Here is an 18,768-nt window from a genome sequence, read left to right on the forward strand (position 1 = left end):
CCTCCGAGGGGGACCCCTTCCCATGCACGCAGATCTCTCCCGCGACACCTTCCGGCCCGACCGGCACTACGCGGCGGTCCTCGCCCAGCAGGGCCGGGTCCAGCTGGACGCCGACGCCAACGAACAGGCCGCGATCCAGCTGCACCGCGCCCGGACCACCGCGGCCGACCTGATCGGGCAGCACGGCGGCCCGCGTGGCGCGACCGGATTCGAGGTGGGGTTCCTCGGCGGCAGCCGGGAGCTCGACGACCTCTCGCTCGGGGGCGGCCGCTACTACGTCGACGGGATCCTGCTGGACGCGACCCGCCCGGAACCCGGCGTACCGGCGGGGGAGGACGCGCCCGCCGGCGGAGGGACCCCGGCGACCTGGACGTACTGGGACCAGCCGGACGGCTACCGGGACCCGGAGCGTCCCGGCGACCGGCTGCCCACCCAGTTCCCGTACCTCGCCTGCCTCAAGGTGTGGGAGCGCTCGGTGACCGCGGCCGAGGACCCGCTGCTGCGCGAGGTGGCGCTCGGGGCGGCCATGCCCGACACGGCGGCCCGGATCAAGACCGTCTGGCAGGTGCTGCCGCTGCCCGGTGCGCAGCTGGAGCTCGCGGACGGGGCGACGAAGGACCAGGTCCGCGAGGCGTTCGCGCGATGGGCGGCGGCGCAGGCGCCGACGGCGCGGATGGCGGCACGCAGTGAGCGGCCCGAGCACGCGGACGAACCCTGCCTGGTGGAGCCGGACGCCCGCTACCGAGGCCCGGAGAACCAGATGTACCGCGTGGAGATCCACCAGGGCGGCCCGGCGAAGGACGCCACCTTCAAATGGTCGCGGGAGAACGGGTCCGTGACGCTGCCGGTCGACGAACTCGACGGCACCTGGGTCGAGTTGGCCTCGCTCGGCAACGACGACAAGCTCGGCCTGGACGTCGGCGACCAGGTGGAGTTCGTGGACACCGGCTACACCAGCCGGGGCGAGCCGCTGCCGCTGCTGCGGGTCGAGGAGATCGACCTGCCGGGACGGCGGGTACGGCTCTCGGACGAGCCGCACCCCTCGGTCGGGCGGCGCCCCGAACTCCACCCGTTCCTGCGGCGCTGGGACCAGCGGTCCGGCTCCCGGCACGGGGGTGGCCCGGGCCGCGCCACGGCGTCCGCGGCGAAGCTGCGGGGCGGTGCGGTCCGGATCGAGGAGGGCTGCTGGCTGCCGCTGGAGGACGGCGTACTCGTGTACTTCGAGCCGGGCATGACGTACCGGTCCGGCGACTTCTGGACCATTGCGGCCCGGACCGTGACGGGCGGCGTCGAGTGGCCCACGGACGCGGCCCGCCGCCCGCTCCTGCGGTCCCCGAAGGGCATCCGGGTCCACTACGCACCGCTGGCCTGGGTGCTGGGGGAGGGATCGGTCGCGGACCTGCGCATGACGTTCGCGCCTCTGGCCGCCGTCATCCCCGCTGCGAGCGAGCGGGAACTGGCCGCGGAGGCGGAGGCCGAAGCGGAGGCCGAGGCCAGGGAGAACGCCCCCGCCGGTCCGGACGGACGGACGCCGGATCGGGAAGAGGGACAACCCGAAAACTGACGCATCACCTGGGTAAAGGAGCACCACGATGGCAACGCCCCTGTCCGCCGACAGACTCCTCAAGGCCCTGCGGGTCGAGGGTCTGCAGGTCGTCGAGCACCGGAGCTGGCGCACCCACAACCGCAACCACAAGGGCCCATGGGGGCCTGTCCACGGGGTGATGATCCATCACACCGTGACCTCGGGCACGCGGAGCTCCGTGGACCTCTGCTACAACGGCCACGCGAGCCTGCCGGGGCCGCTGTGCCACGGAGTGATCGCCAAGGACGGCACGGTCCACCTGGTCGGCCACGGCCGTGCCAATCACGCCGGACTCGGCGACGACGACGTGCTGCGCGCGGTGGTCAACGAATCGGCCCTGCCCGCCGACAACGAGGCCAACACCGACGGCAACCGCTTCTTCTACGGCTTCGAGTGCATCAACCTCGGCAACGGCAAGGACCCTTGGCCGGCCGCCCAGCTGGAGGCCATCGAGAAGGCGGCTGCCGCGGTCTGCCGGGCCCACGGCTGGAACCAACGCTCGGTGATCGGCCACAAGGAGTGGCAGCCGGGGAAGATCGACCCGCGCGGTTTCACGATGGACTCGATGCGCGGCAGGGTCAGGACACGCCTCGCAGGCCCGCCCGACGGCCCGGCGAAGCCGCCCGCCCCCAAGCCTCCGGCGACGTACGAGCCGTTTCCCGGAGCCACGTTCTTCCGCGCCGGCCGGCGCAGCGCCGTGATCACGGCGATGGGGAAGAGGCTGGTGGCCGAGGGCTGCGGAAAGTACGAGGTCGGCCCCGGCCCGGACTGGTCCGAGGCGGACCGTAAGTCGTACGCCGCGTGGCAGCGCAAGCTGGGCTACTCGGGAAGCGGCGCGGACGGCATCCCCGGCAAGGCCAGCTGGGACAGACTCAAGGTGCCGAACGTCTGAGCCCGTCGGGGCTGCCCGATGCCGATGCCGACGACCGGCCCTCTCCTCACCGGGGGCCGCGGCACCGGGCCGGTACCGTCATCACGACGTGCGCGCGGTGCCCGACCGCACGGTGGGGGTCGGGCACCGCGCGCGGTGGTGGTCCCTGCCGGCTAAGGCGCGTCCACCAGAGTGCGGCCGTCGGCAGGAGTGAGCGAGGCGAGGCCGTTGGCGTAGGCGGTCTCGACGCGGGCTCGTTCCGTCGCGTTCGGAACCGCGTTCCTGCAACTGGTGCCCGCGCTCGACCCTGACATCAGCTGGGAGCACGGGCCGGGCTTGGTGTCGGGCAGGCCCAGGCTGTGCCCGATCTCGTGGGCGGCGATGCGGGTCTTGTCATAGCCCTGGGACACCGCCTGACTGCCCAGTTCGACTCGCACCTGGCCGCCCGGGCGCACCGGGCCGAGTGTCGCCTGCGGCCATCCGCTGGTGGCGACGATCTGGATCTCGGCCCGAGTGCCGGGTGCGGCTTCCACCAGCCTGACGTTTCCCACGTTCTGGTTCCACGAGGCGACTCCGGCGGTGATCGCCGCTTCCCAGCCGCCTGCCCGGCTGTCGTCGTAGCGGAGTGTCACCACCGCTGCCGCGGCCTCCGCCGCGGCCGGTTGCGGTGCGGGTGCGGCGTGCGCTGCTGTTGCTGCGGCCAGGGTGAGCGTGGCGGCGGTACAGGCTGCCTTCAGCCATAAGGAGTGCGGCATTGCTGTCCCTTCACTCGTGGGGGACTCGGCTCCGCTCGGAACCGAGAGCGGGGAGAGGGACTGCATCAGCGAGGTGGCCGGTCGCAGGTTCTCCCGGGGCCTCAGAACTATGCCCATCGGCTCACACTTATCATGCCCCTGTCATTGAAATGGCTGGAAGAGAGTGGTGGGGGGACTGCGTCCGCGATCCGCTCCCGGACTCCCGCCGTTGTTCGCCGACACCGGAGGTGCCGCGTATGTGCAGGTCATCGGGGATCCAGGATCCGGTGCGGTGGCGCAATCGTCGCGCCAGGACGTGTCCAGCGGCCTCAGCCTGGAACCGTGCGCGCCCGTGCGGACGTTCCCGTAGCGGGAACCGGTGATCACGATCATCTCGCCGGTCACGACTCCGGGGTGAGGAAGAATGACGGGCACTGCTACTGACGCCCCGCGTGAGGCGGACCGACGGAGGCCGCCCGGCCGACGGGGACGGACATGGGCACGGGGCTGCGGCATCGTGCTTGCCGCCCCCGCCGCCGCACTGCTCGTTGTCCGCCTGACGGGTCTCGACGCGGGAACGCCGCTCGCGATGCCCCTGGCGCTCTTTCCCTGTTCGACGGTTCTCGGTGTGCTGGTGCTGGGGGTGATGATCACCGTTCCTGCCCTGCGTTCCCGATGGGCTGTGGGCGTCGTCGCGGCTCTGGTGGCCGTGCACGTGACGCTGCTCGCACCACGCTTCCTGCCCGACAGCCGGCATGTGCCGTCGCAGCCGGTCGAGTTGCGAGTGGCCACCCTCAATACCGATGGCGGCGGCGCCGATCCCCGTGCGGTGGTGGAGCTGGTGCGCACCGAGCGGATCGATGTGCTGGCCGTGGAGCAAATGCCGTCGCGAGGTGTGGACATGCTCGACAAGGCGGGCCTGGGGGCGCTGATGCCCTACCAGGAACTCCACCCCGAGTACGACTCCTCGATCTACTCACGGCACCCGCTCTCCCACGGCGGCACGACGCGGATCGACACCGCCTGGCCCCAGACCACCGCCGAGGTCGCGGTCGGCGGGCGCAGGGTGCGGTTCGTCGCCGTTCACACCTATTACCCGCTCGGAGACGCGCAGCGCTGGACACGGGACATGACTGCCCTCGCCTCCATGGCCCGGCGCAGCGGCCCGGACACCGTGTTCCTGGGCGACTTCAATGCCTCCCTCGACCACACCCCGATGCGAAGGCTGCTCGCGGCCGGCCTCACGGACACCCATGCCGAACTCGGCCACGGATGGGCCCCCACATGGCCCGTCGGCCATGCTCTCGTCCCCCCTCTGATCCAACTGGACCACGTCCTGCACGGCCCCGGCCTGGTGGGGACCTCCGTAAGCGAGCACACCGTGCCCGGTACGGACCATCGGGCCGTCGTCGCGGTCCTGGCGCTCCTGCCGACGGAGGGCCGGTCCGTGGTCCCGGACGAGACCCCTCCTGCCCACGTCGACCGAGTCGGGGTTCGGTCCGGCGATGGACTTCCAGGTGATCCACTTCTCGTGGCTCCTGCGGATGGCGGTCGCCTGGAAGGACGGGCGGCCCTTGACGTCGAGAGTGCGGCTCGGCATGTCCAGGTCTCCGGCCGGCACGAGCGGGCGTGAGCTCAGGGCAGCCTTGTCGCCCGTCTGTAGCAGCGGGGCTGCGGAAAGTACGAGGTCGGCCCGGCCCGGACCGGTCCGAGGCGGACCGCACGTCGTACGCCGCGTGGCAGCACAAGCTGGGCTACTCGGGAAGCGGCGCGGACGGCATCCCGGGCAAGGCCGGCCGGGACAGACTCAAGGTGCCCAACGTCTGACCCTTCCGGACCTGACGCCGGGTGCGGCGGCCCTCTCCCCACCGAGGCCGCCGCACCCTGCGGGGCGCGTCAGGGGCCGCACGCGGCGAAACCACGGGTCATGCGCACTTCAGCTCACGCTGTGCGAACTCCGCAAACTCCTTCAATAGCTCCGAGGCGGCACTTCTCGCTCGCTTGTCATCCGGCGCGTCGAAGGTATTGATACTCAGCTCTACATAATTGCCCGGCGCGGAGGGCGACTTGGACGGTTCGCAGACGATGTACCCGATGGCGCCACCGGGCCAGACGATTGCCCTCTTTCCTACATCGACGGGGTCGGTCTCGCCTTTTTCGTAGGAGCTCCACTCGATTTCATTCTCGAAGTCACGCCGGGTCGCAGTTGCCTGGAACTGAATATTCCCGTCAATGTATGTGGAGCATGTCGCGGCATCCAGGCCCTCGATAAGGCTGAAGGGATCGGTATCGAGCGTCGCCTCTTCGCCGGTCGGCAACAGTGGGGTGATCCCCTTGCTGGCGAAGGCGCCCCAGCAGATCCTGTCGGGTAGCTTCGGAACAGCCTTGGTCTCGCCCTCGGAACAGCTGGTCAGAGTAGCGAGCAATAGGGCCGGGCCCATGGTCACGATCAGTATTTTCCTGAGTGAATGCACGGCTAATTCCCCTTGGAGTGAGTGCTGTCCATCAGGTCGCGGCCGATAGAATGTGCAGTCGCTGTTTCCGTGGAAGCCGACCCTTTGTACTCGTTGATCTGTTCAGTTGTGAGTCCGGCTGCCTTTCCGCTCGTGTCGACGGCTGCTGCGGCAGCATTCTTGGCAGCGGCCTCAGAAAGTGTGTATCCGCTTCCAGATTCACGGCGAGCCTCATCCGAGAGGTCGTGTTTCGCGCTCTCCAGTGCGGCCTCGGTGACATCTTCCTGTATCCATTCCACCACGTCACCGCCCACGGGGATCATTTCGACATATTTGGCGCCTGCCGCGGAGAGGATCCTGTTCGTCCATTTCGCGTTCTCCTCGGTCCCCTTGTTGTATTCCTCCGTCTCGTGCGACTTCGTGTCGTGCACCGCTTGGGCTCGTGCTTCGGACATGATGCCCGCGATCTCCCCTCCCGGGTGGACCGCGTTCCGCACCGCTTCGCCCATGTCCGGGTGCTTGTCGGGATGACTGAACACATCACTCACCAGTGCGGTGGTGTATGCCTGTTGTGCGTTGGTGATCGCACCGTAGGCCTGCGGATCCTGAGCAACGGCGCCGAGGAATCCGGCCATCTGGGCCTTCTCGAATTCCGCCAGTTCCCCGAACGGTTTGATCTGGTCCGCGCCGTTCTCCGCCGCGGCCTGAAGGTCCGGCATGTACTCGGCGGCCATGTTGCCGAACTGCTGGGAGAGTCCGTTGAGCGGGCCGGGCGGGTCGCCGGGCTTCGCTGCCACCAGCTCGGGGTTCGTGCCGATCTTCTCGACGACCTTCTCCATCACATCGCCCATGGCCTTGGAGTGTGAGACCGGGGGTGCGTCGTCGTCGCCGGGGACGCGGCCGGTGACCGCCGCTTCGAGGGCGTTGCCCATAGCCGTCTGGCCGGGGGTGAACTCCCCGTCGACGGCGGTGTCGTACCAGTCGTCCGTCGGCTTCTTGTCGAGCATGTAGTCGACCACGCCCTGCGCGTCCTTGCCCTTGATCTCGGCGTCCGACAGCGTGACGATGCCGTCCTTGTTGGTGTCCTCACGGATTGCCTCGTTGAAGAACTCCGTGGACGCCGCAGGGTTCTTGCTCATCGCCTCCATGAGTCCGGTCATCGGGTTGAAGCCCTTGCCGCCGGTCTCGTCGAGGTTGATGGCCATCTTCTGGTCGTACGGTAGGTTCTGGGACCAGATCTCCGGGTTCTTCTTGTCCATCGCCACCATGTCGCGGCCGACCGTGGTGAGGAAGTCCTTGTCGTACGTGCCCTCCCGGAGGAGCGCCCCGAGGGCCTGGTAGCCGTACACCTGGGTGCCGACGCCCGCGAAGCCCGACACGTCGACCTCCTTGCGGCCCGCCTTCATGAGCTGCGTGGTCCAGGTGGCGTCCAGATGGTTCGGCGTGGACGTCTGCGTCGCGAGGCCCAGCATCGCGCCCATGTCGCTCTGCATGTTGCGGACCATGTTCACCCGGTCCTGGCCGGCCGGGCCGAGCGCCGTCGAGTCCAGCGACATCCTCGTGTAGGCGTCGAGAGTCCCTTCCGCTCCCAGTTTCCGGTAGAAACCGGTGGCGAACTCGGGGTCGTCGCGGTTGTCGTCGATGAGGTCCTCGAGTTCCCTCAGCGCGTCCACGTTGCGAGCGGTGCCGCCCTCACCCGTGACCTTCTTCATCAGGTCGGCCGCGCGGGCCACCTGCTCCGCGTCGAGGCTCTTGTACGTGGGTGCGCTGAAGTCCTTGCCGTCCTTGACGTTGGCCATCAGGGCCCGGTTCAGGGAGTCGTCGACGTCGGAGCAGTCCTCGACGAGCCGGTCGATGCGCTTCTGCCAGGCGATCACCGCGGCCTTCTGCTTGCGAAGGGCCTCGGGATAGTCGGGGTCGTTGCGCGCCCCCGCGTCGTCCTCCAGGTCGTACCGGGGCGCCACCTTGCCGGCGGCGCTCACCACGATGCCGGCCTGGGGCCCTTCCTCGTCCCTGATGGTGACGAGTGCGTCCTTGGCCGCCTTGAAAGAGGTGTGCGCATCGGCGAGCAGCAGCTTGATGCCTCTGGCCTCCGCCGCCGCGTCCTCGAATTCCTTGGCGGTCTTCGTGATGAAGGCCTTGGTGACGCCCGCGTTGACGCCCTCCCATTCGGCCTTGTCCGATGTGGCCTTCATGCCGGTCCGGGCGTCCTCGGCGAGCTGTTCCAACTTGGTTACCATGTCCGACCAGTCGTCGGCGGCGGCCTTGAGCTTGCCGACGGGCGCGTTGACGACATCATCGAACTTCACCACTTCGTCTCCCCCGACGGTTCCACGGCGACCGGAAGGTCGTGCCCGGCCGCGCGACAGCCTAACCGAGTCGACTTTTCCCCCGTGCGCATATGCAACGACTTCCTGCCGTCACCCCCGGCGCACCCGCCCCACGATGCGCTTGCCGAGGCGTCCGATCGAGCGGGACGGCCGGTGCCAGGTGCGGAAGGCGTCGAGTGTGCGGCTGCTTCCGCCGCGTTCGACGGCTCGTTCCACCTCCGTGACGCCCTCGGGGGACAGGGCGCGCACCGCGGGGCGCAGGACCTCGTCGAGCAGGGTGGTGCGGGTCCGCGTCCAGGCGTCGCCCGCGTGCGGGTGGGCGGTCCATACGGTGAAGCAGTCCGCCACGTACGCGGGTTCGTCCCGCAGCCGGGTCAGGATCTCGTCGCGGTGGGCGACCCGGCCGTAGGCCGCGATCAGGTCCTCGTCATTGCTGTGCACGAATGCGTACAGCTCCGCCTCGGGGCGGTCGGGGGCGAGCAGCCGCCGGGCCAGGGCGCCGTAGGCGTGCTCCAGGACCAGGGGCTCGACCGGTTCGGCGAGGGCGCGCAACGAGCGTGCGCGTTCCGTCCAGCCGGGTTCCGTCGCACCCGAGCGCACATCCCGGCCGAAGTCCAGCAGCAGCAGGGAGGCGCGCACCCGGGCGCCCATCTCCTGCGGGAAGCCGCGCAGCAGGTCGTGGGCGAGTTCCGGGGCGTCCTCGTCGTCGAAGGGGGCGCCGAGCGCGGCATCCACCAGGCGCGCCCACGTGCCGGCCGTCCGGTGGGCGTCGGACGTGGTCTCGCCCAGCAGCGAACGCGCCTCGCCCGCCGTGGGGGTGTCCTCGCCCCACACCAGGCCCACGGCCGTGCGGAGCACCAGCGGCTCGGCGAACGGGGACATGCCCGCGGCCCGCAGCACCGTGTGCAGGACCCTCACCCGGTCCGTCCCGCGCGCCTTGGCGCCGGGCGCCTCGGCGCACATCCGCAGATGCGGCAGTGCCTGCGTCCCGGTGAACGGCAGGGCGACGCGGAGCAGCAGCCGCTCCGTCCCCGCCGGGTCGTCCGGAGCGAGCCGGTCCAGCTCACCGAGCAGCGCCGTGCGCACGTCGAACTGTTCGTCCAGCAGGTCGAGCAGCGTGCGGCACCCGCCGGTCTCCAGGTCGTCGAGCAGGGCGCGGGCCAGCCGGTGCACGACACCCGGGAGCAGCTCCTCGCAGTCCACACCGAGCAGCCGCACGATCCGCAGCAACTGCACCGTCCGCGCTACGCCCCGGGGCACTCCGGCGGCGAGCTCGGCCAGCATCTCGTCGCCGAGCTCCTCGACCAGCCCCGCCGCCGCGCGCTCCCCGGCGGGCTCGGAGAAGGCCGAACGGGCGGGCGGTTCGAGCGTGACATCACCGCCCCGCACCGCCTCCGTCACCAGCAGCGCGGCCAGCGGAGCCGTGACCGCGGCGGGGCAGCGGCCGTCGAGCGCCGTGAGCAGCCGGAGCGCGGCGGCGCACTCGGCGGCCGTGCGGTCGTCGGCGGGTGCCGTCAGCGCCTCGGTCAGCTGCTGCGTCCGCTTCTCGTCCAGTGCGTAAGGCCGGTCGGCCGCCCAGTCCGCCGCCGCGGCACGCTCGTTGGACCCGAGCGCGATACCCGCGCCGAGCGCCGTCACGGCGAGCGGCCCGGCGGCGAAGGGCTCGCCCGGCAGTTCGGCCGCGTCCCGGAAGAGTTCCGGAGCCCGGCTGCGCCAGATGCGGGCGGCGGTCCCCGCCCAGGCGTCGTCCACCGTCCCCGCGGGGCGCGGACCGGTCGCGGCGTGCACCCGGAAGCGGGGGTCGCGCGGGTCGGGCGCGTCCTGCGGCAGGACCCCGAGGACCTGATGCGACGTGGCCCCCGGATGCCGGGTGTACGTGGTGAAGGTCAGCTGCTCGGCGTGCTCACGGGGCAGTACGGCGGTGGCCAGCGCGATCCACCGGGCCACGTCCGCGCTCTGCCGTTCCACGAGCACGACCGGCGGCGCGGACCGGTCCTGGCTCACCCGGCGCAGATCGCTCAGGACGGCGGCCAGCCACGGGCTGCGGGACACGGCGAAATCCCCCAGGCCCTCGCGGGACAGACCGCGGGACAGGCCAGGGGCGAGGCCGTGGGACGCGGACAGCGAGGTCAGCGGATCGGGCAGCGCGCGGTCCGGTGTCGTGGAGAGCCAGCCCGCGGCCCCCCAGGCGGCGACCGGGAGCGTCCGGCCGGGCGGCGGCGTACCCGCCGGGAGAAGGACGGCGTGCGCGTGGAAGCCACCTGTACCGGCGGCCACCGTACGGCTGAGGAGATGGCTGCCGTCGGAGAGTGCGGTGAAGCTGAAAGCGACCGGCAGCGCGCGGAGTTCGGTGTCGGTGAGCCGCCCGGGAGTGCCTGCCGGAGCCTCGTAGGACAGCAGCGGTGCGGCCTCCACGCGGACCGGCCCGGGTATCGCGGGGTCGACGGCGGTGAACCGGCCGCCAGGCCCCCCGTCCCCGGCCGTACCGGAGGTGTAGTGCAACTGCGCGAGGCTCATGCGTAGGTCCTTTTTCCATGCCACGTCCGTCCGGGCCCACCGCGGTCACCACTCCGCGAGGGAGCGGTCCGTAGTCGCTCGGGCGACGCTATCAAGGCCCGGGCCACACGCTCGCGTTGTCGTCCTGAGCCGTGCCCTTGCACAGACTTCCCGTCACCCGGGGGCGGATGGGCGAACGGCCCGTGCGGCCCGGGGTGATGCCCGTTCACGCCTCTCCGCTCACACCTTCCGTACGTCCACGCCCAGTGCCCGCAGCGCCTCCACCTCATCGCCCGGCGCCGCCGTGTCCGTCACGACCGTGTGCAGCGCCGAGGCGGGGGTGACGAGGGCGAGGGCGGTGCGGGACAGCTTGGGAGCGCCGGCCACGGCGACGACGCGGCGGGCGGACGCGATCGCGGCCCGCTTGACCGCCGTGTCCTCCAGATCATGGGCGGTCAGCCCGTCGGCGGCGGTCAGTCCGCAGCAGCCGATCACCGCGGTGTCGAAGCGCAGCGAGGCCAGGGACGCCTCGGTCAGCGGCCCGGTCAGCGCGAGCTCGCCGGGGCGCGGGCGGCCACCGGGCAGCAGCAGGGTCAGCCCGGTCGCCCCGGTCAGGGCGTTGGCGGCGTGCAGGGACAGCGGCATGACGGTCAGCCGGCGGTGTGCGAGGGCGTGCGCCACCGCCAGGCAGGTGGTGCCGCTGTCGATGACCACCGACTCGCCGTCCGCGATCAGCGAGGCGACCTCGGCCGCGATGCGCCGCTTCGTCTCCAGGCCCTCCTGGGCCCGCAGCGCGAACGGAGGTTCCTCGCCGCGCAGCATGAGGCTCCTCGCCCCGCCCCGGTACCGCTCCAGGACGCCCTGGCCGGCCAGCGTCTCCAGATCGCGCCGGATCGTCATCTCCGACGCACCGGTGAGCGCGGCCAGCTCCGCGACCGTTCTGCGGCCCGTCTCCAGGACCGCGTGCGTGATCTGCTTCAGCCGGTCTGTGCTCGCCATGAAGCGAAGTGAACACCAGAAGTGTGCGTAAAACAAAGTTACGCTCATAAAATCTGTTTGTTAGGTTGCGCGCATGGACAGATCTCTGCGGGTCGGCCGACTGGCCACCCTCGTGTACTTCACCCTCTGCGGCTTCATCCTGGGCATGTGGATCGTCCACATCCCCACCATCGAGCAGCGGGTGGGGATCAGCCACGCCGTCCTCGGCTGGCTCCTCCTGCTCCTGGGCGGCGGGGCCTTCGCGGGGATGCAGCTGATCGGTCCGCTCAGCGACCGTTTCGGCGCCCGCAAGGCCGTACCGGTCAGCTCCGTGCTGTCCTGCGCCGCCCTCGTCCTGCCGGGCCTGGCCACCAACCCCTGGACGCTGGGGGCCGCGCTCTTCGCACTCGGCTGCACGACCGGATGCCTGGACGTGGCGATGAACGCCCACGCGGTGCAGGTCGAGCGGGGCTACGGCCGGCCCGTGATGTCGGCCTTCCACGCCATGTTCTCCATCGGAGGGGTCTTCGCGGCGCTGGTCGGCGCCTTCACCCTGGGCCGGGACTGGAGCCCGGCGGTGACGCTCGCCGCCATGGCCCTGCTCAGCCTCGTCGTCACACTGGCCACCATGCCGGCGCTCATGTCCCCGGAAGCCGCCCCGGCCGGCGCCGGAGCCGAGGGCGACGCCGGTCCGAAGTCCGCCCGGCGTCCCGTGCCCCGCCGCATCTGGATCATGGCGGCGCTCGCCCTCATGCTGATGCTCTCCGAAGGCGTGGCCGGCGACTGGAGCGCCCTGCACCTCAAGGACGTGCTCGACGCCTCCCCGTCGGCCGCTGCCTTCGCGTACGGCGCGTTCGCCACCGCCATGACCGTCGGCCGCCTGCTCGCCGACCGCGTCGCCGCGCGCTTCGGCCCGGTGGCGATCCTCCGCTACGGCTCCGGGGCGGCGGCCGCCGGACTCGTCCTGGCCGCGCTCTCGTCCACGATCCCGGTGGCCCTCGTCGGCTGGACGGTCTTCGGCATCGGCCTGTCCGGCACCATCCCGCAACTCTTCAGCGCCGCGGGCCACATCGACCCGGCCGCGGCGGGGACGAACGTCTCGCGGGTGGCCGGCCTCGGCTACATCGGCATCCTGGCGGGCCCGGCGGTGATCGGGCCGATGACCCACTTCATGCCGCTGAACCTCACCTTCTTCCTGCCCGTGGCCTTCTGCGTCATCGCCTCGCTGACCGCGCCGATCCTCACATCCGGTTCCGGTTCCGGTTCCGTGAGGACGACCGAGGGCACGGGCGAGGAGCCCGCGCCCCAGAAGGTCTGAACCGTCCTCCCGTACCCGCCCACGCGGTCCGGCCGGGCCGGACCGTCAGTGCCCGGCGTCGACCGGTCCGGTGCCCCGACGCAGGCCGAAGCCGGCCAGGAGCGCGCCCGCGACGCACAGGCCCGCGGTGACGATCACCGCACCGTGCACACCGTTCATGAACGCGTTGCCGCTGCCCTCGATGACGGCCGCCCTCAGCTGGGCGGGCATGTCGCCGGAGACCGGTGAAACACCCATCGCCACCGCGTCCTCGGCCTCCGCCAAGCGGGCCGCCGCCGATGCCGGGACACCGGCGGAGATCAGCTCGCCGGTGAGGGTGGAGCCCACCTTGCCGCTGATCAGGGAGACCAGCACGGACGTGCCGAGCGCGCCGCCGATCTGCAGGGCGGTCGCCTGCAGACCACCCGCGACACCGCCGTCCCTCTTCGGCGCGTTGCCGACGATCGCGTCGGAGGACGCGGACATCACCATGCCGACGCCCAGGCCGATCGCGAGGAACGGCGGCCACAGGGCGGCGTACGGGGACTCCACGTCCCAGGTCAGCATCCAGAGGGAGGCGGCGGCCTGGAGCACCATGCCGAGCGGCATGGTCAGACGGGGGCCGAAGCGCTGGGTCAACGCCGCGCCGAGCGGGGACGCGACCACGGTGGCCAGGCTCAGCGGCAGGGTGCGGACACCGGCCTCCACGGGGGTGAAGCCGCGCACGTTCTGCAGGTACAGCATCAGGAAGAAGATCACGCCGAGCAGCACGAAGAAGTTGATCGCGGTGACGAACGTGCCGATCGACAGGGACGGGCTGCGGAACAGCCGCATCGGCAGCAGCGGATGCCGGACCCGGGTCTCGTACCAGCAGAAGACGGCCAGGACGACCAGGCCGGCGGCGAGCGCGCCCAGGGTGCCGCCGGAGGTCCAGCCCCAGGTCTCGCCCTTGACCACGCCGAAGACCAGCGCCACCAGTCCGGCGGCGAGCAGGATCACGCCGGGCACGTCGAAGGGGTGATGGCCCGTGGAGTCCTTGCTCCTCGGCAGCACGAAGGCGCTGAAGGCGAGCCCGACCACACCGATCGGAGCGTTGATCAGGAAGACGGACTCCCAGCTGACGTGTTCGACGAGCAGCCCGCCGACGATCGGACCGAGTGCCGTGGAGCACGACGCCACCATGGCCCACAGGCCCACCGCCATGCCGAACTTCCGCGGCGGGAAGACCGCGCGCAGCAGACCCAGCGTGTTGGGGATCAGCAGCGCCCCGAAGAGACCCTGCAGCGCACGGAAGGCGATGACACCCCCGATCGACCCGGACAGGGCGATTCCGACCGACGCCACGGTGAATCCGGCGGTGCCGATCATGTAGAAGGTGCGTCTCCCGACGCGGTCGCCGAGCTTGCCGCCCAGGATCAGGAAGGCGGCCATCGCGATCAGATACGCGTTGGTGACCCACTGCAGGTCGGCCGTGGACGCGTTCAGCCTCCGGCCGATCTCCGGATTGGCGATCGAGACCACGGAGCCGTCGAGGTTGACCATGAAGAGGCCGATGGCGACGGCGATCAGCGTCAGCCAGGGGTTGGCGCGCCTGCCCCTCGGGGCGCCCGGGGGAGCGTCTACGGGCAGGGGGGACTTGTCCACGGTCGTGGAGGACATGGAAATGCCTTGTCTGTGTACGTACTTGGGGTGCGGAGGAGACGCGTCGCGTCAGCACGCGTGGGGCGCCCGGCCGCAGTGACGAAAACCGGCAGCGGTCAGGGGCCCGGGTCCTCAGGAGGACCCGGGCCCCTGACCGGACAGCGAGCGGGTGTCAGCCGGCGGGGGTGCGGAGATGACCGCTCAATGACGTCAGCGCACCCAGAGCCGCACCGAGGGCATCGAGATCGCCGTCGGTGAGGGTGTGGAGCGCGCGTGCCACACGGCCCTCCTTGAGCAGCCGCGCCTCGGCGAGCCGCTCCCGGGCCGTGGCCGTGGGGAACAGATGGGCGACCCGCTTGTCGGCCGCGTCCTGCCTGCGTTCCAGCAGTCCCAGATCGGTGAGCTGGGAGACGAGGGCACTCACGTTGTTCGGCTTCATCAGCAGCGCCTCGGCGGACTCCCGGACCGTGACGCCCTCGCGTTCCTCGACGAGGAACAGCAGGGCGAGCTGGCCCTCCGGAAGCCGCGGATGCGGGAACTCGCGGCCGATATGCCGCTCAAGGCTCCGCTGCAGCACGGGCAGGACGGCCACGAGCGCGGAGGCTACGCGGTCGACGTCCTGGGAGCGTGCACTGGAGTCGGGCATGTCCACAGCATAGGTACCCCAAGATACCTATGTCAAAATACTTAAATGTTCTGTCGTGCCCCGCCGACGGGTGATCCGGACCCGGCCACGGCGCCGGCAGTGCGGGCCCCGGCCCGGGCGGCAGGGCGAAGAATGCGGGGCTTTTCGTCGTGGTGGTATATCTGCGGTTGAGAGACCCGGCGCACGGTGAAGGCGGTCGAGAGAAGGACCATGGACAAGCCCACGCACTTGATCGAGTTCGAGACCATGCTGCTCGGGCGGCACCTCCAGTTGAGCGCACCCCGGCTGAGGCGGAACAACCAGACCCTGGACCGCAGCGCGTACACCCTCCTCAGCCGCATCCGGATAGAGGGCCCGATGTCCATCGGGCAGCTCAGTGACGCGTTCGGGCTGGACGCCTCCACCCTGAACCGGCAGACCGCCGCCATGCTGCGGGCGGGGCTCGTCGAGCGCATCCCGGACCCCGACGGCGGGATCGCCCGCAAGTTCCGCATCACCGAGGAGGGCGGGCGCAGCCTCGATGCCGAGCGGTCCGCGAACATCCGTGGCCTGGAGAAGGTCATGGCCGAGTGGGATCCGGAGGAGGTCGCCGCCTTCGCCGCGTACCTCAAGCGCCTCAACACCGACATCGAGCACCTCGACGGGCGCCCCTGGCCCCGTCCCTGAGCCCACGGCGCCCGTTTCGTCACGCGCCTGTCCCGCTTGTCGCACCGGCGCAACAGTTCACCGGATTCCCGTGCCGGGCCGACCGCTGCTCCTATGATCTGAGCGACGTCGTGGAGATGGGGGACAGGAACTCGTGAGGCACCTAGGCCCGTTACACCGGTACGGCATTCCGATTCTGGCCCCGCTGATGCTCGTGGCGGCGTGTTCGAGCGGGGACGGCGGCACCCCGGCCGCCAGGAACGGGGACGCTCCGGCCACGGCAGGACCGGGCGCGGACACCGTGTCCCCGACCCCGGTCCTCGACGCCGATGCCGCCCGGCTCCCCAAGGACCGCGAGGCCGCGCTCGACCTCATCGGCCGGGTCATCGCGGACCCCGACAGCTTCGGCCCGGGTGTGGTGAAGCGCAGCCCGTACGCGAGCGATCCGGCCACCTGGCCGGTGCTCGGCACCGACTGCGTCTGGCACCAGGAGAAGCCGCCGGGCAACGTCCTCGCCACGGTCACCCGGTCCTTCGAAGTGCCCGCCGCGCAGAGGAAGGGGCCCGTGCGGCTCTCCGCGGTCGTCACCGTCCACCGCACCCGTGACGACGCGCGCTGGGAGATGGCCGAGTCGATCGAGGAGACGATGCGGTGTCCCACCCAGCAACTGCGGGAGGGTGAGCGCATCGGCTCGATGATCTCGGCCGCACTGCTGGGCGGGGAAGGCGGACAGGCCACGTCGGAGGACGCGCTGAGCGAGTCCGGTGAGTTCTTCGGCACCGCACTCGGCGGCCCGCACGCGTACGTCTGGCAGCAGGCGCAGAGCCTGCAGTTCACCGTGGCCGCGACGGGCAAGGGAGCCGAGGGGCGTACCGAGGAGGAGATCTCCGACCTGGTGCTCCAGGGGATGACCACCATGCTGGTGCGGATCGAGTCCGCTGTCGAGAAGCAGAGCTGAGGACTTCCGATGGACGAGCTCCGGCCCACCGACCCCGCGCGCATCGGCGCGTACCGGCTGCTCGGACGCCTCGGCGCGGGCGGCATGGGGGTGGTCTACCTCGGCCGCACGGACGCGGGAGCGACCGCCGCCGTCAAGGTGATCCTCCCGGAGCACGCCGGGGACGACGCGTTCCGGGCCCGGTTCCGCCGTGAGGTCGAGGCCGCCCGCACGGTGCGCAGCCCCTGGGCCGTCACGGTCACCGGCGCCGAGACCGGGGGCGAACGCCCCTGGCTGGCAACCGCGTTCGTGCCCGGCCCCTCGCTCGCCGAGGCGGTCGCCCGCTGCGGCCCGCTGCCCGCCCGCAGCGTGCGGGTGCTCGGGCGGCTGCTCTCCCGCGCCCTGACCGCCGTACACACGGCCGGACTCGTCCACCGCGACGTCAAGCCCGGCAACGTCCTGCTCACCGTGGACGGGCCGCGGCTCATCGACTTCGGCATCGCACGGGCCGGCGACGCCACCGCGCTCACCGCCACCGACCTCGTCGTCGGCACCCCCGGTTTCCTGTCACCGGAGCAGGCCTCCGGGGGCGGTACGGCGCCGGGGCCCGCGAGCGACGTGTTCTCCCTCGGCTGCCTCCTGGCGTACGCGGCGACCGGCCGGCCGCCCTTCGGCGGCGGGGCCGTGGACGCCCTGCTGTACCGCGCCGTGCACGACGAACCCGACCTCGCCGGGATCGGCGACACCGAACTGCGCGCCCTGGTCGCCGACTGCCTGGCCAAGAACCCCGCGGACCGGCCGACGGCGCGGCAGCTGGACGAGCGCATCGTCGAGGACGCACCGCACGGGTCGATCGCATGGCTGCCCGAGGACGTCGTACAGCTGATCGCGGACCGCTCCGCCGAGATGCTGGCCCTGCCCGGCATCGAGCCCACGATCGCCGAAGGGCCCGTGCCCGCACCGCCGGGCAGACGCCGGTTCCTCTCGCTGGTAGCCGCCGGCGCGGTCGTCGTGGCGGGAGGTGGCGCCTTCGGCGCGTGGGAGACGCTGCGTGACGAGGAAGGCGGCGGGGCGGCGAAGACCGGCGAACGGGCCTGGATCATCGGGGTGCAGGCCGATCTGTCCGGGATGCAGAAGGCGGCGGGCCGGGCCCAGGAACGCGGGGTGCGCGTCGCGGTCGAGCGCTTCAACTCCCTTGAGGAAAAGCCCTTCACGCTTCAGGTCAAGGTGCTCGACGACCGGGGCGGACCCGGGCGGGCGGTGCGGGCCGCCGAGGAGTTCGCCCGTGACCGCGACGTCCTCGCCGTCATCGGTCCGACCGGCGACGCGGCGACCGGCGCCGTCCTGAGCGTGTACGACGAGGCGATGCTGCCGCTGATCACGGTGTCGTCCCTGGCGATCGCCTACGCCGCCCGGTCCAGGAAGTCCTTCTTCCAGGCGGCACCGTCCTACGCCGTCCTGACCCGGCCGATCATCAGCCGGCTCGTGCTGAGACCCGACGTCGAGCGCCTCGGCGTGCTGCTCGACCGCGCCGGGGGCCAGGCCGCCTACATGGGCGGCTACGCGACCAACCTCATGACCGGAGTCCTCACGACCGGGACCACCTATCCGAGGGTCGTGCCGGCCGGCACACAGGATCTGGGCCCGGTCCTCACCGACATGCTCGCGCACGACAGCGACGCCCTCTTCTACGCCGGGGACGAGGCCGGAGCCGCACGCACCGCACGCGCACTCGCGGCCACCGGGTTCGAGGGGCCGAGGATGGCCATGCACACGGCCATGGGCCCGGGATTCATCGAGGACGCGGGCGACGCCGCCACGGGGTGGGAGTTCACCGCCCCGTACACCGACGCGGCCGCCCCCGCCGCCAAGGAGTTCGCCGCCGCGCACCGCGAGAGATTCGGCTCCGCGCCCGCACACTGGGCCGCCGAGGGATACGACGCGGCCGGGCTCGTCATCGCCGCTCTCCGCGCCTTCCCGGAGCGCCCCGGGCGCACCGCCCTCGTGGCACGGATCGCCAGGTCCACGTACCAGGGGATCTCCCGGACGTACGCCTTCGACGAGAAGCAGACCCTGGTCGGCGGCGACGCCTATCTGTACCGGGTCGAGAACGGCCGCTACCGCTTCGTCGGTCCGGCACCGAAGGGCACCTGAC

General features: G+C 71.3%; 14 protein-coding genes and 1 pseudogene. 8 read left to right on the forward strand and 7 right to left on the reverse strand.

Annotation, left to right across the window (positions count from 1 at the left end):
- Positions 1 to 22: 22 nt before the first annotated feature.
- Complete coding sequence (locus AB0F38_RS09160; protein WP_361889072.1) at positions 23 to 1,564, forward strand: DUF6519 domain-containing protein; 1,542 nt, start codon at positions 23 to 25, stop codon at positions 1,562 to 1,564.
- Between the two features lie 28 nt (positions 1,565 to 1,592).
- Positions 1,593 to 2,477, forward strand: a complete 885-nt coding sequence (locus AB0F38_RS09165) for a peptidoglycan-binding protein (protein ID WP_361889075.1) — start codon at positions 1,593 to 1,595, stop codon at positions 2,475 to 2,477.
- 152 nt (positions 2,478 to 2,629) lie between these two features.
- Here AB0F38_RS09165 and AB0F38_RS09170 read toward each other — a convergent pair whose 3' ends face one another.
- Positions 2,630 to 3,211 (reverse strand): snapalysin family zinc-dependent metalloprotease, encoded by a 582-nt coding sequence (locus AB0F38_RS09170; RefSeq protein ID WP_361889078.1) that lies wholly within the window; start codon positions 3,209 to 3,211, stop codon positions 2,630 to 2,632.
- A gap of 496 nt (positions 3,212 to 3,707) precedes the next feature.
- Here AB0F38_RS09170 and AB0F38_RS09175 point away from each other — a divergent pair, with 496 nt between their 5' ends.
- Positions 3,708 to 4,823: an endonuclease/exonuclease/phosphatase family protein gene (locus AB0F38_RS09175; RefSeq protein ID WP_361889081.1), complete on the forward strand. Its 1,116-nt coding sequence runs from the start codon at positions 3,708 to 3,710 to the stop codon at positions 4,821 to 4,823.
- Between the two features lie 36 nt (positions 4,824 to 4,859).
- A pseudogene (locus AB0F38_RS09180) lies at positions 4,860 to 5,017 on the forward strand (peptidoglycan-binding protein); the annotation flags it as partial.
- A 98-nt stretch (positions 5,018 to 5,115) separates the two neighbouring features.
- On the opposite strand, the gene AB0F38_RS09185 reads toward AB0F38_RS09180, so the two are convergent.
- The 4 genes from AB0F38_RS09185 to AB0F38_RS09200 all read right to left on the reverse strand — a co-directional run bounded on the left by AB0F38_RS09185 (position 5,116) and on the right by AB0F38_RS09200 (position 11,468).
- Positions 5,116 to 5,664, reverse strand: a complete 549-nt coding sequence (locus AB0F38_RS09185; RefSeq protein WP_361889084.1) for a hypothetical protein — start codon at positions 5,662 to 5,664, stop codon at positions 5,116 to 5,118.
- Positions 5,665 to 5,666: 2 nt separating this feature from the next.
- Positions 5,667 to 7,952: a hypothetical protein gene (locus tag AB0F38_RS09190; RefSeq protein WP_361889087.1), complete on the reverse strand. Its 2,286-nt coding sequence runs from the start codon at positions 7,950 to 7,952 to the stop codon at positions 5,667 to 5,669.
- A 111-nt stretch (positions 7,953 to 8,063) separates the two neighbouring features.
- On the reverse strand, positions 8,064 to 10,490 hold the full coding sequence (locus tag AB0F38_RS09195; RefSeq protein ID WP_361889090.1) for a GTPase-associated protein 1-related protein: 2,427 nt from the start codon (positions 10,488 to 10,490) through the stop codon (positions 8,064 to 8,066).
- A 219-nt stretch (positions 10,491 to 10,709) separates the two neighbouring features.
- Complete coding sequence (locus AB0F38_RS09200; RefSeq protein WP_361889094.1) at positions 10,710 to 11,468, reverse strand: DeoR/GlpR family DNA-binding transcription regulator; 759 nt, start codon at positions 11,466 to 11,468, stop codon at positions 10,710 to 10,712.
- 73 nt (positions 11,469 to 11,541) lie between these two features.
- Between AB0F38_RS09200 and AB0F38_RS09205 the strand changes: the two genes are divergently transcribed.
- Positions 11,542 to 12,765 (forward strand): MFS transporter, encoded by a 1,224-nt coding sequence (locus tag AB0F38_RS09205; RefSeq protein WP_361889097.1) that lies wholly within the window; start codon positions 11,542 to 11,544, stop codon positions 12,763 to 12,765.
- 45 nt (positions 12,766 to 12,810) lie between these two features.
- Here AB0F38_RS09205 and AB0F38_RS09210 read toward each other — a convergent pair whose 3' ends face one another.
- The gene (locus AB0F38_RS09210; RefSeq protein WP_361889099.1) at positions 12,811 to 14,403 is read right to left on the reverse strand and encodes an MFS transporter; all 1,593 of its coding nucleotides are present in this window, start codon (positions 14,401 to 14,403) and stop codon (positions 12,811 to 12,813) included.
- Positions 14,404 to 14,557: 154 nt separating this feature from the next.
- A complete protein-coding gene (locus AB0F38_RS09215) occupies positions 14,558 to 15,031 on the reverse strand; it encodes a MarR family transcriptional regulator (protein WP_361889103.1) in 474 nt (157 codons plus the stop codon).
- Between the two features lie 210 nt (positions 15,032 to 15,241).
- Here AB0F38_RS09215 and AB0F38_RS09220 point away from each other — a divergent pair, with 210 nt between their 5' ends.
- From AB0F38_RS09220 to AB0F38_RS09230, 3 genes are all read left to right on the forward strand, one after another.
- A complete protein-coding gene (locus AB0F38_RS09220; RefSeq protein WP_361889106.1) occupies positions 15,242 to 15,697 on the forward strand; it encodes a MarR family transcriptional regulator in 456 nt (151 codons plus the stop codon).
- A 187-nt stretch (positions 15,698 to 15,884) separates the two neighbouring features.
- Complete coding sequence (locus AB0F38_RS09225) at positions 15,885 to 16,634, forward strand: hypothetical protein (protein ID WP_361889109.1); 750 nt, start codon at positions 15,885 to 15,887, stop codon at positions 16,632 to 16,634.
- A gap of 9 nt (positions 16,635 to 16,643) precedes the next feature.
- Entirely contained in the window at positions 16,644 to 18,767 is a 2,124-nt protein-coding gene (locus tag AB0F38_RS09230; RefSeq protein ID WP_361889112.1) for a bifunctional serine/threonine-protein kinase/ABC transporter substrate-binding protein, read from the forward strand.
- The last annotated feature ends 1 nt before the right edge of the window (position 18,768 follow it).

The organism is Streptomyces sp. NPDC025273 (genome assembly GCF_040638585.1).
In the GTDB taxonomy this organism is placed as follows: Bacteria; Actinomycetota; Actinomycetes; order Streptomycetales; family Streptomycetaceae; genus Streptomyces; species Streptomyces cinereorectus.

Coding starts and splice junctions, on each gene's coding strand:
- AB0F38_RS09160 (WP_361889072.1), top strand. CDS start 23: ATGCACGCAGATCTCTCCCGCGACACCTTCCGGCCCGACCGGCACTAC.
- AB0F38_RS09165 (WP_361889075.1), top strand. CDS start 1,593: ATGGCAACGCCCCTGTCCGCCGACAGACTCCTCAAGGCCCTGCGGGTC.
- AB0F38_RS09170 (WP_361889078.1), bottom strand. CDS start 3,211: ATGCCGCACTCCTTATGGCTGAAGGCAGCCTGTACCGCCGCCACGCTC.
- AB0F38_RS09195 (WP_361889090.1), bottom strand. CDS start 10,490: ATGAGCCTCGCGCAGTTGCACTACACCTCCGGTACGGCCGGGGACGGG.
- AB0F38_RS09200 (WP_361889094.1), bottom strand. CDS start 11,468: ATGGCGAGCACAGACCGGCTGAAGCAGATCACGCACGCGGTCCTGGAG.
- AB0F38_RS09205 (WP_361889097.1), top strand. CDS start 11,542: ATGGACAGATCTCTGCGGGTCGGCCGACTGGCCACCCTCGTGTACTTC.
- AB0F38_RS09210 (WP_361889099.1), bottom strand. CDS start 14,403: ATGTCCTCCACGACCGTGGACAAGTCCCCCCTGCCCGTAGACGCTCCC.
- AB0F38_RS09215 (WP_361889103.1), bottom strand. CDS start 15,031: ATGCCCGACTCCAGTGCACGCTCCCAGGACGTCGACCGCGTAGCCTCC.
- AB0F38_RS09220 (WP_361889106.1), top strand. CDS start 15,242: ATGGACAAGCCCACGCACTTGATCGAGTTCGAGACCATGCTGCTCGGG.
- AB0F38_RS09225 (WP_361889109.1), top strand. CDS start 15,885: ATGCTCGTGGCGGCGTGTTCGAGCGGGGACGGCGGCACCCCGGCCGCC.
- AB0F38_RS09230 (WP_361889112.1), top strand. CDS start 16,644: ATGGACGAGCTCCGGCCCACCGACCCCGCGCGCATCGGCGCGTACCGG.